Source organism: Clavibacter sp. VKM Ac-2873 (genome assembly GCF_015351075.1).
Classification (GTDB): Bacteria; Actinomycetota; Actinomycetes; order Actinomycetales; family Microbacteriaceae; genus Clavibacter.
Genome location: NZ_JADKRS010000001.1, coordinates 1125132 through 1139956, shown reverse-complemented (window position 1 = coordinate 1139956; position 14825 = coordinate 1125132). Strand labels below are relative to the sequence as shown.

The following is a 14825-nucleotide window of genomic DNA, read 5'->3' as shown; positions in this document are numbered from 1 at the left end:
CGGCCGTCACCCGCGGCCGCACCCACCTCCCCGTTCTTCTCCGCGACCCGACGACGGAGCTCTCATTTCCATGCATGCACTCGTGCTGTGGGCGGACGACGCCTCACCGAACCTGGGCGTCCGCGCCCTCGGCCACGGGACGGCGGCGATCCTCCGCCGCATCGACCCCGACGCCGACATCACCTTCCAGAACTACGGCTTCCGGGACCCGCGTCTGCCCTTCGGCCGCGTCCGCTCGCTCGTGAAGGAGCGCCTCACCGGCAGGCGGGGCATGCAGGAGTGGCTCGGGTCATTCGACCTCGTCGTCGACACCCGCTCCGGCGACAGCTTCACCGACATCTACGGCATGCACCGCCTCGCCGTCATGTCGACCGTCTCCGAGTTCGCGACGCAGGCCGGCGTGCCCGTCGTGCTGGGCCCGCAGACCATCGGCCCCTTCGACTCCCGCCGGGGACGGGCCATCGCGAAGCACTCGCTCCGCCGCTCGCGCCTCGTCATGGCGCGGGACACGATCAGCGCCCGGCACGCGACCGAGCTCGGGCACGCGCCCGACGTGGTCACGACCGACGTCGTCTTCGCGCTCCCCGTCCCCGAGGTCGCCCGGACGCGCGACGTCGTGCTCAACGTGTCGGGCCTCCTCTGGAGCGAGAACCCGCACGTCGACCACGTGGCCTACCGCCGGTCGCTCGCCGACCTGCACGCGCGGCTGATCGCCGAGGGCCGCACCGTGACGCTGCTCGCCCACGTGCTCGAGTCGTCCCACCCCGATGACGACGTCCCCGCGATGCGCGAGTTCGCCCGCACCGTGGCGCCCGACGCCGAGGTCGTGATCCCCGTGCAGCTCGAGGACGTGCGCCGCACGGTCGCCTCGGCGCAGGTCGTCATCGGCTCGCGCATGCACGCGTGCCTCAACGCGCTGTCGGTCGGCACGCCCGCCGTCCCGCTCGCGTACAGCCGGAAGTTCGAGCCGCTGCTCGCGGACCTCGGCTGGGAGCACACGGTCGACCTCCGCACCGCGGATGACCCCGCCGCCGACGTCATGCGCGAGCTGGCGATCCCCGGCCTGGCGGACGAGGTGCACGCCGTCGTCGCGCGCGCGCACCGGGGGCTCCGGGTCACCGAGGACGCGCTGAGGGCCCTGTGACCGCGACCGCGACCGCGCTGGACCGGCGCATCGCCGCGGTGGTCGACGGCGGCAACTGCTCCGGATGCGGCATGTGCGCGCTGCTCGACGCCGGGATCGCCATGGAGGACGTCGACGGCTTCTCCCGTCCGGTCCGCCGCGGCCCGGCCGACGCCGTGCCCGACGCCCCGCGCCACTTCGACCGCGCCTGCCCCGGGCGCCGCGTCGCCGCGCAGGACCCGGACGGCGCCACCCGGCACCCGCTCATGGGCCCCGTCGTGCAGGCGTTCGAGGCGTGGGCGGTGGATCCCGCCATCCGCGAGCGCGGGTCGAGCGGCGGCACCCTCACCGCGCTCGCCGCGTGGCTCGCGGAGACGGGCGAGGCCTCGAGCGTCGTCGGCGCGTCCGCCGACCCGGCGGCCCCGCGCCGCACCGTGAGCGTCCGCATCACCACGCGCGAGGAGGCCCTGGCCGCGGCCGGATCCCGCTACGCGCCGGTCTCCGCCGCCGCCGACCCCGCCGCGCGCGACGCGTCCGCCGCGATCGTCGGCAAGCCGTGCGAGGCCTCCGCGCTGCGTGCCCTGCGGTCGTCGGAGGGCCGGGCCGACGGTCCGCTCCTCCTCTCCTTCTTCTGCGCGGGCACGCCCCGCCAGCAGGCCACCGACGACCTCGTCGCCGAGCTCGGGATCCCGCACGACGAGCCCGTGCGCGACCTCTGGTACCGCGGCCGCGGCTGGCCGGGCCGCTTCACGGCCGAGCGCCTCGACGGCTCGTCCGTCAGCGCCAGCTACGACGATTCGTGGGGCGCGCACCTCGGCCCGGCCGTCCAGTGGCGCTGCAAGATCTGCCCCGACGGGATCGGCGAGAGCTCCGACGTCACGGCGGGCGACTTCTGGCGCACCGACGCGCGCGGCTACCCCGACTTCGCCGAGGGCGCCAGCGTGAGCGCGCTCATCGCCCGCACCCGCCGCGGCCAGGACCTCGTCCTCCGCGCGGTGGCCGCGGGCGTCATCGAGGCCGTGCCCATCGACATCGACGACGTCGCCGCGATCCAGCCGCTGCAGCGCCAGCGCCGCTCGACGCTCGCCGGGCGCCTCGCCGGGGCGCGCCTCGCGGGCGCCGCCGTGCCGCGCTATGCGGGCTTCGGGCTCGTGCGGCTCGCCGCCGGGCGCGCGCGGGAGACGTACCGCACCGCGAAGGGCACCTACCGCCGCGTGCGCGCCCGGAGGTCCGCGTGACCGCCCCCGCGTCCGGCGGCCTCGGCGCCCGGGCGGCGCGGGGCGCCGTCGTCACGATCGGCGCGCAGCTCGTCCGGATCCTCATCCAGGTGGTGTCCGTCGTCGTGCTCGCGAGGCTGCTCACGCCGACCGACTACGGCCTGCTCGCGATGGTGCTGGCGATCATCGGCGTGGGGGAGATCTTCCGCGACTTCGGGCTCAGCTCCGCGGCCATCCAGGCCCGCGACCTCAGCCGCGGCCAGCGCGACAACCTCTGGTGGATCAACAGCGGCATCGGCGTCGTGCTCGCCGGCCTCGTCTTCGCGGCGGCGTGGCCGCTCGCCGCCGTGTTCGGGCACGACGAGCTGATCCCCATCGCCCACGCCCTCAGCATCACCTTCGTCATCAACGGCCTCGCCACCCAGTACCGCGCCAGCCTCACCCGGGACCTGCGCTTCGTCGCGCTCGCCACGGCCGACGTGGCCGCCCCGGCGATCGCGCTCGTGGTCGCCATCGGCGGCGCGCTCCTCGGCTGGGGCTACTGGGCCCTCGTCGCGCAGCAGATCCTGCAGACGCTCGTCCTGCTGGTGATGGCCGCGTCGTTCGCCGGCTGGCTCCCGCGGCTCCCGCGGCGTGACGTCCCCATGCGCGACCTGCTCCGCTTCGGCGGCAACATGGTCGCGAGCCAGATGGTCGGCTACGTGAGCAACAACGTGGACACGTTCCTCGTGGGCGTGCGCTTCGGCGCCGGATCCCTCGGCATCTACAACCGGGCGTTCCAGCTCCTCATGACCCCGCTGAACCAGATCCGGAGCCCGCTCACGACCGTGGCGCTGCCCGTCCTCTCCCGCCTCGCGACCGACGAGCGGCGCTTCGCCGACTTCGTCGCGCGCGGGCAGCTGGCGCTCGGCTACACGCTCGTCGCGGGCCTCGGCCTCGTCGCGAGCGCCGCCGTGCCCCTCACCGACGTCTTCCTCGGGGACAGGTGGGAGGGCGTCGCGCCGATCCTGCGCCTGCTGGCGGTCGCCGGGATCTTCCAGACGCTCGCGTTCGTCGGCTACTGGGTCTACGTGTCCCGCGGCCTCACGGGCGACCTCTTCCGATACTCCCTCGTGAGCGCGACCATCAAGATCGCCTGCATCCTCGTCGGCTCGACGGGCGGGGTGCTCGGCATCGCCGTCGGCTACGCCGTGGCGCCGGCCCTCTCCTGGCCGATCTCGATCTGGTGGCTGTCGCGCCGGGCGCCCATCCCCACGCGCCGCCTGTACGCGGGCGCCGGGCGGATCCTCGGCGTCGTCGGCGTCGCGGGGATCGTGACCGGCACGGTCCTGCAGCTCGCGCCCACCGGCTCGTCGGTGCTCGACCTGCTGATGGCCGTCGGCATCACCGTCGTCCTCGACCTCGTCGCCGTCGCCGTGATCCCCTCCGTGCGGCGCGACGTGCAGGGCATCGTGGGCCTCGCGCGCATGATCCCGCAGGCGCGCGCCCCGCGCACGGCTCCCGTCGCGGACGCCGCGCTGCCGCCCGCCGTGGACGTGGACGCGGACGCGCCGGCGCCGGCGGTCGTCGCCGCCGAGTCGCCCCGCGCGCTCTAGCCGGCGGCATCGGGCGCGGGCCCGGTGCGCCGCCGATCGGCCGCGGCGTCCGCAACCTTTCCCCCTCCGCCACGGGAGGCGCGGAGCCGGCGCGGGCGTAGCGTGCACGCAGGGCGCGGATCCACCCGCGCCCTCCGCTTCGATGACGAGGACCCTTGTGACCCCAGGCGCCGCACCCCTGTCCGTGCTCTACCTCGGCGGGACGGGCACCATCAGCGCCGCCTGCGTGCGAGCCTCCGTCACCGCGGGGATGGAGGTCACGGTCGTCAACCGCGGCGCCGACGCGAAGGGCCGCGGCACGCCCGACGGGGTGACGAGCCGCATCGCCGACGTCACGGATCCGGCCGCGCTCCTCGCCGCGATCGGCGACCGCACCTTCGACGCGGTCGTCGACTTCCTGTCCTTCGACGCCGCGGGCGCCGACGGCCGCGTGGAGCTCTTCGCCGGCCGCACCCGCCAGTTCGTGGCCATCAGCTCGGCGTCGATCTACCGCAAGCCCGCGCTCCAGACGCCGATCACCGAGTCGACGCTCCGCGCGAACCCGTTCCTCTCCTATGCACGCGACAAGATCGCCATGGAGGATGCCTTCCTCCGCCACCACGCCGCGAGCGGCTTCCCCGTGGTGATCGTCCGCCCGTCCCACACGTACGACGAGGCGAGCCCGCCGCTCGCGGGCGACTGGACCGTCGTCGACCGCATCGCGCGCGGCGACGAGGTCGTGGTCCCGGGCGACGGCACGTCGCTGTGGACGCTCACGCATGCGGACGACTTCGCGGTCGGCCTCGTCGGGATCCTCGGCGACGAGCGCGCGGTCGGCGAGGCGCTGCACATCACGAGCGACGACGTCTCCACGTGGGACCGGATCCACCACCTCGTCGCCGACGCGCTCGGCGTCGAGGCACGGCTGGTGCACGTGCCCGCGGAGCAGTTCCCGGTCGTGGCGCCGGACTGGGGATGGTCGGAGCTCGTGCGGGGCGACCTCTCGCACAGCGCGGTGTTCGACACCACGCGGATCCGCCGGCTCGTGCCGGCGTTCCAGCCGCGGATCCCGTTCCACCTCGCCGTGCGCGGCATCGTCGCGTGGCGGGCGGCGCACCCCGAGCTCACCCGGCCGGACGCGGACACCGACCGCCGGATCCAGCGGCTCGTCGACGCGAAGCACGCGGCCGACGCCGCGTACCGGGCGGCCGCGGCGGGCTAGCGGGCGGCGACGGCCGGCCGCGCCGCGACGCGTCCGGTCCACCCGGCGCGGACGCGCGCGACGAGCGTCACCACGACGACCGCGGCGGCCGCCACGAGCGCCGCCACGGCGGCCGGCGTCGACAGCAGCTCGCCCGTGAGGCGTCCGACGGCGACCCACGCGAGGCCCCAGGCGATCGCCGCGGAGGGCGCGAGCCGCCCGCCGTCGCGGAGCGCCAGCAGGACGCCGACGAGGCCCGCGACCGCGAGCAGCGCGACCGCCCAGGCGTCGCGCCCCGTCGTGCCCGGCCGGAACCCGGACGCCGTGAGGATCGAGGTGATGTTCGCGATCGTCGCGACGCTCACCCAGCCGAGGTAGAGGCCCATCGTGCCGTCGAGCACGACCCCCTCCACCGCGTTCCCGGGCCGCGTGGCCATCAGCGCGCGGAAGACCCAGATGAGCGTCACGAGCAGCGCGACGATGACCACGCCGCTGAGCACGAGGGCCCCGGCCTGGGCCGTGAGGATCCACGCGGCGTTGAGCACGAGGGTCACGGCGACGGGGTAGCCGACCCGGCGCTGGCGCGCGTCGGCGCGCTGCGCCGGGAGCGCCTGCCAGATCGTGTACGCGACGAGCCCGAGGTAGATGACGCTCCAGATCGAGAACGCGGGGCCGTCCGGGGCGACGGGCGTGTAGCTCGCGCTGAGGGCGCCGCTCGACGCGTCCTGGATGCTGCGGTCGCTGAACGCGCCCGAGCCGAACGCGGAGCCGATGACGGCGAACGCCATGCTCGAGATGACGACGATCTGGCGGACGATGTCCTTCACGGTGCCCATGCGGCCTGCTCCTCTACGATGGGAATGTCAGCAGGCGGATAGTAAGCCTGCTGACGATAACTGTAGCAGGAGAGGTGCGATGCAGGACGACGAGCTCGCCAGCTGGCCCACGGGGCGGCTGCTGTCCACGGCCGCGCGCGCGGTCGAGCACGCGTGGTCGGAGGCGCTCACGACCCTCGGCGTCACGCACGCGGGCCTCATCGCGCTGCACCTGCTGCGCGACGGGCCGCTCAGCCAGATCCAGCTCGCCCGCTCCGCGCACGTCGAGACGCAGACCATGTCGCGCACGCTCGAGCGGCTGGAGCGGGAGGGGCTCGTGTCCCGCGCCCCGGACCCGGCCGACCGCCGCCGCCACGTCGTCGCCCGCACCGCGGCCGGCGCCGACGCCTGGGAGCGCGCGCAGGCCCTCGAGCAGGACGTCGTCCCCGAGCTCGCCCGCTCGGAGGAGATGCGCCGGGGCCTCATCGACGTGATCCGCGCCGCCGGCCGGCCGGCGCCCGCCGCTCCTGACGCCGACGCCGACGCCCATGCCGCCGCCGGCGCGCCCGCGGCGTCCGCCGAGACCGCCGCATCCCCGGGGCGCGCCCGATGACCCGCCCCGCGGATCCCGTCTCCGCCGTCGCCCCCGACCTCCCCGGCCGCGCGGTCATCCGCCAGGTCTGGAGCGACCTCGCCTTCGTCCACTGGCGCGTGGATCCGGCGCTCGTCGCCCCGCTCCTGCCGCCGGGCACGCGCCCCGACGTCCACGACGGATCCAGCTGGGTCGGCCTCATCCCGTTCGTCCTGTCCCGCAGCGCGTTCCCGCCGCTGCCCGCCGTGCCGTGGGCCGGCACCTTCGCCGAGCTCAACGTGCGGCTCTACAGCGTCGGCGACGACGGCCGCCGCGGCGTGGTCTTCCGCTCGCTCGAGGCCGCGAAGCTCCTGCCCACGATCGGCGCCCGCGTGGGCCTCGGCCTGCCGTACATGTGGGCGTCGATGACGCACGAGGAGCGCGACGGCGTCATCACCTACACGTCCCGCCGGCACACGGGCTCCCGCCCGGCGTCGCGCCTGTCCGTGCGCCCGCTCGGCGAGGAGGTGGAGGGGGATCCGCTCGCCGACTTCCTCACCGCCCGCTGGGGCATGCACGTGGCCCGTGGCGGGGTCACGCGCTACTGGCCGAACACGCACGACGCGTGGACCCTGCAGCGCGCCGAGCTGGTGGACCTCGACGACGAGCTGGTCGCGGCCGCGGGCCTCCCGGGCGTCGTCGACCGCGCGCCCGACTCCGTGCTGTTCTCCCGCGGCGTCCGCACGGAGTTCGCCGGTCCGCTCCACCCGCGCGCCTAGGCCGCGCTGCGCCCGTCACCGCCGCTCGCTACCGCCCCCTGCTACCGCTTCGCGCGCGGCGTCCGGGTCGAGCGCTTGCGCCCGCCCGACAGCTCGTGGATCGTCAGCGCCGCGCTCACCAGCGCGAGGTGGCTGAGCCCCTGCGGCAGGTTGCCGAGGAACGCGTCGTCGTCGGCGTCGATCATCTCGGAGTACAGGCCGACGTCGTTGCCGAGCGCGACCAGCTGGTCCATGAGCTCCCGCGCCTCGTCCATGCGGCCGACGCAGGCGAGCGCGCCCGCCATCCAGAACCCGCACGCGACGAAGGTGCCCTCCTCCTCCGGCATGCCGGAGTAGCGGTACAGGAGCGGCCCGCGGCCGAGCTCCGAGCGCAGCGCGTCGAGCGTGCGGGACATGCGCTCGCCGCGGTCGAAGCCGGAGATCGAGTGCAGCAGGATGCTCGCGTCGAGCCGCTGGCTGCCCGGGTGCATGACGTACGCGCCGCGACCCTCGTCCCAGCACTCCTCCTCGACCCAGGTGCGGATCCGGTCGCGCTCGGCCCGCCACCGGTCCGGCACCCCGGGGATCTGCCCGAGCTCCGCGAGCTCGACGGCGCAGTCGAGCGCCTGCCAGCAGCCGAGCTTCGAGGTCGTGTAGTGCTGCTCGTCCTCGAGCTCCCACATGCCGGCGTCGCGCTTCTGCCACATGTCGCACGTCCGGTCGGCGAAGGTCGCGAGCAGCCGGCCGGTGTCGGCGTCGAGCACGTTGCCGTCGCGGACGTACGTGCGCACCACGTCGAACAGGTCGCCGAACACGCCCAGCTGCAGCTGCGACTGCGCGTCGTTGCCGTCCACGACGGGCCCCACGCCGCGCCAGCCCGGCACCTCCGGGTTCGCGCTGCCCTCGGGCACGCCGCCCTCGAGCGAGTAGAAGACGTGGAGCTCGGGGCCGTTGTCGCGGATCGTGCGGAGCATCCACGACACCGCCGCGTGCGTCTCCTCGCGGAGCCCGAACCTCACCAGCGCGTTCACCGTGTAGGCGAGGTCGCGCACCCAGGCGAAGCGGTAGTCCCAGTTCTTGCCGCCGCCCATCCGCTCGGGGAGCGAGGTCGTCGCGGCCGCGGCGATGGATCCGGTCGGCGCGTGCACGAGCAGCTTGAGCGCGAGCGCGCTGCGCTGCACGGCGTCCGCCCACTCGCCGTCGTACCGGAACTCGGCGCTCCAGCCCTCCCAGTTGCGGATGGTGCGGTCGATGCCCTCGTCGACGATCTCCGGGTTCGGGATCCGCACGGGCTCCCGCTCGGTCCCCACCATCGTGAGGACGTGGCGCGATCCCTCCGTCGTCGTGAACGCGCCGGACAGCGACTGGGTCCCGGGCTCGGCGGGCCCGTGGTCGAGGCCGACGACCGCGAGGGTCACGCCGTCCACGCGGATCACGGGGCCGTTGTGCGTCGCCTGCACCCAGGGGGAGGACGTGCCGAGCGCCGTGCCCGGCGCGACGAGCCAGCTCATGGCCACCTCGCCCGAGATCCCGTCGATCCGGCGCCCGAGCTCGGACCACGGCAGCCGCCCGGCGACGCCCGTCACGAGGGCGTCGGTGACGCGCGCGCTGCCGGACGCGGTCGTGAACGTGGTGGTCAGCACGTTGGTGCCGGGCACGTAGGCGCGCGTCACCTCGAAGTCCTCGTCCGGACGCAGCGTGATCCGGCCGCCGTGCGGGGCGTCGAGGATCGCGGCGAACGCGGGCGGCGTGTGCAGGTTCGGGAGCGGGAGCCAGTCGATGTCGCCGTCCTCCGCGATGAGCGCGACGGTGCGCCCGTCCCCGATGGCGGCGTAGCTGCGGAGCGCGACGTAGCCGTCGGTGCGCTCGGGGGCGGGGCGGGATGCGGGCTGGGACATGGGACTCCTGTCGATGCCGGCAGGAGGGCACCGACCCCTCCAGTATCCCCGGGTGGCCTCCCGGCGACCGGGCCGTCGTCCGGCCGCGGACAGGGCAGCCCGCCGAGAGCGCCGCCCGGAGCGCCGAGCCGTCCCATCCGGACTCCTTCGGGCTCCGAATCTCCCTGATGTGCCCGGAGCCCACCCGAACGGTTCCGGTCGCGGCCCGTCGGACAGCGTCGTCCGCGCGGGTCCCCCGCGTCGTGCCCCTCTCGGGGGGACGCGCGCCGGCGTGGGCCGGGGATACGATCACCGGACCCGAACACCGCGCCGCTCGCACGGGCTACCCGACCCCTCGTCGGCGCATCAGAGAAGAGCCATGGCCCTCCCCTCCATGCGACCGCGCGCCCGCGCGCGCGCGAACCCCGTCATCCGCCCCGCCCCTGCTGCCGCCGCCACGGCCGCCGATCGTCCCCGCTTCGAGTGGATCGACGCCGGCAAAGGCGCGTGCATGGTCCTCGTCGTCCTCCTGCACCTCTCCCTCATGTACGAGAACGAGGTCAACGAGGGCGCCGCGGCCCTCTGGTGGGACGTCAGCTCCGCGTTCGCGCCGCTGCGCATGCCGCTGTTCTTCTTCATCTCCGGCTTCCTCGCGATGCGCGCCGTGGAGCGTCCGCTGGGGCAGACCCGCGGACGGACCCTCGGCATCTCCTCCGTCTACGCCATCTGGACGCTGCTGTTCCTCGCGCGCCTCTTCGTGCCGCAGGCGCGCGGCGGCGGCGCGGCGCCGACGCCGGGGGAGCTCGCGCTCAGCCTCGTCCTGCCCACCTCGTACTGGTACCTCTGGGCGCTGCCCGTGTTCTTCCTCGTGGCGTGGGCGTGCACGCGCCTGCTCGGCGATCGCCGGGCGTGGGCGCTGATCCCCTTCGCCGCGCTGGCGGCCGCCGCACCGCTCCTCAAGCCGCTGACGGCGGGCCTCCTCACCGAGCCGATGGACGCGGTCAAGCTCAGCTCCATCGCGGCGAACCTCGTGTGGTTCTACGCGGGCGTCGTCGGACGCGATGCATGGCTGTCGCTCATGCGCCGCGCGACGCGCCTCTCGGCGGTCGTCGCGGTCCTCGCGTACGTCGGCGTCTTCGCCGCCCTGCGCGCCACGGGGAACGGCCTGATCCTGACCTTCGCGATCGCGGCGGTCGCCCTGGTCGCGAGCAACCAGGTCCTCGCGGTCGTCGGCATGGCGAACCCGCTCGCCCGGGCGCTGCGCTGGGTCGGGCGCCAGACGCTGCCGGTGTACGTCTTCCACATCTTCATCGTCTCCGCGCTGAGCGCCGCCCTCAAGGCGACGGGCGTCGTGCCCGCCCTGCAACAGCACACGCAGCTGTGGGGCGCGATCCTGCCGATCGCGCTGCTGGTCCCCGTCGTGGTCGCGAGCCGGATCATCGGCGCCGCGGTCCTGGGCTCCCGGCTGCGCTGGATGCTCGAGGGCCCGCGCTGGCTGACGGCCGGTCGCGCCCCCGCCGCCGCGGACGCCGCGCGGAGCTGACCCGGGTCGTCCGCACGCCGCGTCGCCGCCGGGCCAGGCTGGATCCATGACCGAGCTCGAGGCCGTGCGCGGCGACATCACCCGGCAGGACGTCGACGCGATCGTGGACGCGGCGAACTCGTCGCTCCTCGGCGGCGGGGGAGTGGACGGCGCGATCCACCGCGCGGCCGGCCCCGAGCTGCTCGCTGCGTGCCGCCGCATCCGCGCGGAGGAGCTGCCCGACGGCCTCCCCGCCGGCGACGCGATCGCGACCCCGGGCTTCCGCCTGGTCGCGCGCCACGTGATCCACACGGTCGGACCCGTCTGGTCGGCGTCCGACGACCGCACCGCGGTGCTCGCGAGCGCGTACCGCCGGTCGATCGAGGTGGCCCAGGCGTTGGGGATCCGCAGCGTCGCCTTCCCCGCGGTCTCCGCCGGCGTCTACGGCTGGCCGGTCGACGACGCGGCGCGCGTGGCGGTGGCCGCGGTGCGCGCGGCGCTCGACGACGGAGCGGGCGACGGCCTCGAGCTGGTGCGCTTCGTCCTGTTCTCGGACGCGGTGCTCGCGGCCTTCGAGGCGGCGCTCGCGTCCGACGCCGGAGACGGGCCGCCGTGACGGGGCGGGAACGACGACGCCGGCCCTGCCGTCGAGGACGGGGACCGGCGGATGGTGCCTGGACGCGGCGTCGATCCGCGGACCTTTCGATTTTCAGTCGAACGCTCTACCAACTGAGCTACCCAGGCGAGCGGGCGGCTTGCGAGAAGACGCCCACATCGGACAGAAGCCCTCTCGTGAGAGAGGGCTCATATCCGTGGCGACCCTGACGGGACTTGAACCCGCGACCTCCGCCGTGACAGGGCGGCACGCTAACCAGCTGCGCTACAGGGCCTTGCATGTCGATCACATTGCCTGGTGACCCCAACGGGATTCGAACCCGTGTTAACGCCGTGAAAGGGCGCCGTCCTAGGCCACTAAACGATGGGGCCGCTCGCCCTGGCGGACCAGGTCTCGCAGCAACCGACACGTCAGCATAACCGCACTCCGGGCGAGGACTCAAATCGGCCGTCCCCGCGCCGGCCCGGCCCCCGGCGGCATGCGGATCGGGCGGCGTGTCGCCGGCGGGCGCGGGGCCCGCGGGAGCCGCCGCGCAGGGCCTTCCGGGCGCCCTGCCAGGTTCGCGACACGGCCAGCGCGCTGCCCCGGAGGCGCCCTGCCGCCGGGTTAGCCTTCGCTCGACCCTCCTCGGGGAGGGGATCCCCAGCGTGGATCCCCGCGTCGGCGCGCTGTGCGCCGCGCGACCCCGTTGCTACTGTGAGAGCCGGTGAAGGTGTGACGGATGTGATCCGCGCTCCCCGCCGGCCCTGCAGGGAGGCACAGCCGGCCAGCCGGGCGACACGATGATCGGGATCACCATGCACCACGACCTCCTCCGGAGAACGCGCACCACGGGCGCCGCGCGATCGCGCCCGCGCGGCCGCCGCAGCCTCCAGGCCATCGTCGCCGTCGCCGCCGTGCTCCTCACCGGGTCGATCGCCGCTCCCGCCCACGCCGACACCTTCGCCTCGTGGGACGAGTTGCAGAAGGCGCGCGGCGACGAGCAGGCGCAGCAGGCGCTCGTCCAGAGGATCAACGACGAGATCGCGTCCCTCCAGCAGAAGGTCACCGACGCGCAGGACCTCGTGACGAAGCGCGGCGAGGAGCACGACAAGGCGCAGCAGGACGCCGACGACAAGTACGAGGAGACCGTCCAGCTGCAGCAGAAGGTCGATGCGGCGGACGCGAAGGCGACGAAGTCGCAGGAGCAGGCGGCCGGCCTCGCCAAGCAGCTCATGCGCTCCGGCGGGCAGAACCTCTCCGGCACCCTCCTCCTCAGCGAGGGCGACGGCACGGACGACCTCCTCGACAAGCTCGGCACGATGAGCAAGGTCGCCGAGAAGTCGGACCAGATCTACGCGATCGCGCTGCAGGACCGCAACGCGGCGAAGTCCCTGAGCGACCAGGCGCAGGTCGCCCTCACCGAGCTCGACGCGCTGAAGGCGAAGGCCGACCAGCTCCTGCAGGACGCCACGCAGGCGCAGGCCGACCTGGAGCAGGCGCTCGAGGACCAGAGCGCCCAGAAGGCCGACGCCGACGCGAAGCTCCAGGTCATGTCGGAGAACCGCGAGGCCACCGAGGACGACTACCAGGCCGGCGTGCGCAAGCGCCAGGCCGACGCCGACGCGCTCGCCGCCAGCCAGGGCAGCGCCGCGGGCGGTGTGTCATCGGGCGCGATCAGCGCATCCGGCTGGACGGCTCCTCTCCCGGGGGCGCACACGAGCGGCTTCTACGGCCCCCGCTTCCACCCCATCTACCACCGCATGATCTTCCACGCCGGCGAGGACCTCGTCCTGGGCGGCAACACCTGCGGCGCCCCGCAGTACGCCGTGCACGAGGGGACGGTCGCGGCGGTGTTCTGGAACGGCGGCTACGGCAACTACCTCCGGATCGACTACGGCGGAGGAATCTCCTCCGCCTACGGCCACATCGCCAACGGCGGCACGCTCGTGCACGTCGGCCAGCACGTCGTGGCGGGCCAGCCCGTCGCGCTCACCGGGACCACCGGCGGCTCGACCGGCTGCCACGAGCACTTCGAGATCCGCATCAACGGGAACCCCACCGACCCGGTGGCGTTCATGCACGGCCAGGGCGTCTCCATCAGCAGCACGCATTGACATGAGGAACGACATGAACCACCTCCGCCCGACCACGGTCGTCATCTCCACGCTCGCCGTGGGGGTGATCGCGGTGTCCAGCGGCGTCGCCGCCCAGACCGCGTTCGCCGCGACCGACTACCCCTCGTGGGCCGACGTGCAGGCGGCGAAGGCGAACCAGGCCGACACGCAGGCGGCCATCGACCGCGTGACCGAGCTGGTGACCGGGCTGCAGGAGTCCGCCGACCAGTCCAACAAGGCCGCGCTGATCGCCGGCGAGAAGTACGCCGAGGCGCAGGCCGCGCGCGACGCGAAGGCCGACGAGCTGTCTCGCCTGCAGAAGAAGTCCGACGAGGCCCAGGCCACGGCCCTCACCAGCCGGATGCGGGCCGGGCTCCTCGCGAGCCACCTCGCGCGGGCCGGCGGCCAGGACATCACGGCGAGCCTGTTCGCGTCCGACGGCGACGACGCCGAGGGTCTGCTGCGGTCGCTCGGCACCATGACGAAGCTCTCCGAGAGCACGCAGTCCGTGTACCAGCAGGCGCTCGCGGACCGCAACAGCGCCGCGTCGCTGAGCGACCAGGCGCAGGTCGCGAAGGACGAGCTCGCCCGGCTCGCGGACGAGGCGCAGAAGGCGCTCGACGACGCGAACTCCGCCGCCGCGACCGCGCAGGCCGCGGTCACCGAGCAGACGCGCAACAGCGACCAGCTCATCGCGCAGCTGGCGCTGCTGAAGGACTCCACCTCGGAGATCGAGGCGCAGTACATCCAGGGCATCACGCAGCCCCCGATCCCCGCGCCCGTGGCCGCCCCTGCGGCCTCGTCGGGTGGCTCGGGCGGGGGCGGGTCCTCGTCCGGCGGGGGCGGGTCCTCGTCCGGCGGGGGCGGGTCCTCGTCCGGCGGGGGCGGGTCCTCGTCCGGCGGGGGATCGAGCGCCCCCGCACCCCAGCAGCCGGCCCCGCAGCAGCCGTCGCGTCCCGCGCCCGGCCCGGCGCCCGCTCCCGCGCCGGCCCCGGCTCCCTCCGGCAACGCCGCGCAGGTCGCCATCGGGTTCGCGAAGGCCCAGCTCGGCGAGTCCTACGTCCTCGGCGGTGCCGGCCCGAACGTGTGGGACTGCTCGGGCCTCGTGATGATGGCGTACCGCGCGGCGGGCATCGACGTCGGCAGCCACTCGGTGAGCAGCCAGTACAACACGATGCAGGCCAGGGGTCGCCTCGTGCCGTTCTCGCAGCGCCAGGCCGGCGACATCATCTTCTGGAACGACGGCAGCGGCTTCTACCACGACGCCATCTCGCTCGGCGGGAACACCATCATCGCGGCGCCGAAGCCCGGCGACGTGGTGAAGATCCAGGGCCTCTGGGGCGGCAGCGACATCATGCCCTACGTCGGTCGACCCGGCTGATCCCGCCCGGACGCCCGGACTCGACGACGCCCGCCTCACCGCAGCTGCGGGGGCGGGCGTCGTCGTGTCAGCCG

The 14825-nt window shown here is 74.4% G+C and carries 12 protein-coding genes and 3 tRNA genes; 10 read left to right on the top strand and 5 right to left on the bottom strand.

Annotation, left to right across the window (positions count from 1 at the left end; genetic code table 11):
* Positions 1-70: 70 nt before the first annotated feature.
* The 4 genes from ITJ44_RS05245 (at position 71) to ITJ44_RS05230 (ending at position 5136) form a co-directional block, all read left to right on the top strand.
* Positions 71-1144 (top strand): polysaccharide pyruvyl transferase family protein, encoded by a 1074-nt coding sequence (locus ITJ44_RS05245; RefSeq protein WP_194633663.1) that lies wholly within the window; start codon positions 71-73, stop codon positions 1142-1144.
* The gene (locus ITJ44_RS05240) at positions 1141-2361 is read left to right on the top strand and encodes a Coenzyme F420 hydrogenase/dehydrogenase, beta subunit C-terminal domain (protein WP_194633662.1); all 1221 of its coding nucleotides are present in this window, start codon (positions 1141-1143) and stop codon (positions 2359-2361) included. The genes ITJ44_RS05245 and ITJ44_RS05240 overlap by 4 nt, the downstream gene beginning before the upstream one ends.
* Entirely contained in the window at positions 2358-3935 is a 1578-nt protein-coding gene (locus ITJ44_RS05235; protein WP_194633661.1) for a lipopolysaccharide biosynthesis protein, read from the top strand. Before ITJ44_RS05240 ends, ITJ44_RS05235 begins: the two co-directional genes overlap by 4 nt.
* 157 nt (positions 3936-4092) lie before the next feature.
* Entirely contained in the window at positions 4093-5136 is a 1044-nt protein-coding gene (locus ITJ44_RS05230; protein WP_370551619.1) for an NAD-dependent epimerase/dehydratase family protein, read from the top strand.
* Here the strand turns inward: ITJ44_RS05230 and ITJ44_RS05225 are convergent.
* On the bottom strand, positions 5133-5951 hold the full coding sequence (locus tag ITJ44_RS05225; RefSeq protein WP_194633659.1) for a TspO/MBR family protein: 819 nt from the start codon (positions 5949-5951) through the stop codon (positions 5133-5135). The two genes, ITJ44_RS05230 and ITJ44_RS05225, sit on opposite strands and share 4 nt — an antisense overlap.
* A gap of 79 nt (positions 5952-6030) precedes the next feature.
* Here ITJ44_RS05225 and ITJ44_RS05220 point away from each other — a divergent pair, with 79 nt between their 5' ends.
* Together ITJ44_RS05220 and ITJ44_RS05215 are read left to right on the top strand one after the other, a co-directional pair.
* The gene (locus tag ITJ44_RS05220) at positions 6031-6543 is read left to right on the top strand and encodes a MarR family winged helix-turn-helix transcriptional regulator (protein ID WP_194633658.1); all 513 of its coding nucleotides are present in this window, start codon (positions 6031-6033) and stop codon (positions 6541-6543) included.
* Positions 6540-7280: a YqjF family protein gene (locus tag ITJ44_RS05215; protein WP_194633657.1), complete on the top strand. Its 741-nt coding sequence runs from the start codon at positions 6540-6542 to the stop codon at positions 7278-7280. Before ITJ44_RS05220 ends, ITJ44_RS05215 begins: the two co-directional genes overlap by 4 nt.
* Before the next feature lie 41 nt (positions 7281-7321).
* Here the strand turns inward: ITJ44_RS05215 and ITJ44_RS05210 are convergent, their stop codons facing one another.
* Positions 7322-9157: a glycoside hydrolase family 15 protein gene (locus ITJ44_RS05210; protein ID WP_194633656.1), complete on the bottom strand. Its 1836-nt coding sequence runs from the start codon at positions 9155-9157 to the stop codon at positions 7322-7324.
* A gap of 358 nt (positions 9158-9515) precedes the next feature.
* Here ITJ44_RS05210 and ITJ44_RS05205 point away from each other — a divergent pair, with 358 nt between their 5' ends.
* Both ITJ44_RS05205 and ITJ44_RS05200 read left to right on the top strand, forming a co-directional pair.
* The gene (locus tag ITJ44_RS05205) at positions 9516-10679 is read left to right on the top strand and encodes an acyltransferase family protein (RefSeq protein WP_194633655.1); all 1164 of its coding nucleotides are present in this window, start codon (positions 9516-9518) and stop codon (positions 10677-10679) included.
* 46 nt (positions 10680-10725) lie between these two features.
* Entirely contained in the window at positions 10726-11274 is a 549-nt protein-coding gene (locus ITJ44_RS05200) for an O-acetyl-ADP-ribose deacetylase (protein ID WP_194633654.1), read from the top strand.
* 52 nt (positions 11275-11326) lie between these two features.
* Here the strand turns inward: ITJ44_RS05200 and ITJ44_RS05195 are convergent.
* From ITJ44_RS05195 to ITJ44_RS05185, 3 genes are all read right to left on the bottom strand, one after another.
* Positions 11327-11402, bottom strand: a tRNA-Phe gene (locus ITJ44_RS05195).
* A gap of 69 nt (positions 11403-11471) precedes the next feature.
* A tRNA-Asp gene (locus tag ITJ44_RS05190) sits at positions 11472-11548 on the bottom strand.
* Positions 11549-11569: 21 nt separating this feature from the next.
* Positions 11570-11645 (bottom strand) — tRNA-Glu (locus ITJ44_RS05185).
* Between the two features lie 426 nt (positions 11646-12071).
* Between ITJ44_RS05185 and ITJ44_RS05180 the strand changes: the two genes are divergently transcribed.
* Entirely contained in the window at positions 12072-13370 is a 1299-nt protein-coding gene (locus tag ITJ44_RS05180; RefSeq protein WP_194633653.1) for a murein hydrolase activator EnvC, read from the top strand.
* Positions 13371-13383: 13 nt separating this feature from the next.
* The gene (locus ITJ44_RS05175) at positions 13384-14751 is read left to right on the top strand and encodes an NlpC/P60 family protein (RefSeq protein ID WP_194633652.1); all 1368 of its coding nucleotides are present in this window, start codon (positions 13384-13386) and stop codon (positions 14749-14751) included.
* Positions 14752-14825: the final 74 nt, after the last annotated feature.

What these genes read in the sequence shown, in the direction of transcription:
- ITJ44_RS05175 (WP_194633652.1), top strand. Translation starts at nt 13,384, where the DNA reads ATGAACCACCTCCGCCCGACCACGGTCGTCATCTCCACGCTCGCCGTG.
- ITJ44_RS05200 (WP_194633654.1), top strand. Translation starts at nt 10,726, where the DNA reads ATGACCGAGCTCGAGGCCGTGCGCGGCGACATCACCCGGCAGGACGTC.
- ITJ44_RS05210 (WP_194633656.1), bottom strand. Translation starts at nt 9,157, where the DNA reads ATGTCCCAGCCCGCATCCCGCCCCGCCCCCGAGCGCACCGACGGCTAC.
- ITJ44_RS05205 (WP_194633655.1), top strand. Translation starts at nt 9,516, where the DNA reads ATGGCCCTCCCCTCCATGCGACCGCGCGCCCGCGCGCGCGCGAACCCC.
- ITJ44_RS05180 (WP_194633653.1), top strand. Translation starts at nt 12,072, where the DNA reads ATGCACCACGACCTCCTCCGGAGAACGCGCACCACGGGCGCCGCGCGA.
- ITJ44_RS05220 (WP_194633658.1), top strand. Translation starts at nt 6,031, where the DNA reads ATGCAGGACGACGAGCTCGCCAGCTGGCCCACGGGGCGGCTGCTGTCC.
- ITJ44_RS05245 (WP_194633663.1), top strand. Translation starts at nt 71, where the DNA reads ATGCATGCACTCGTGCTGTGGGCGGACGACGCCTCACCGAACCTGGGC.
- ITJ44_RS05215 (WP_194633657.1), top strand. Translation starts at nt 6,540, where the DNA reads ATGACCCGCCCCGCGGATCCCGTCTCCGCCGTCGCCCCCGACCTCCCC.
- ITJ44_RS05225 (WP_194633659.1), bottom strand. Translation starts at nt 5,951, where the DNA reads ATGGGCACCGTGAAGGACATCGTCCGCCAGATCGTCGTCATCTCGAGC.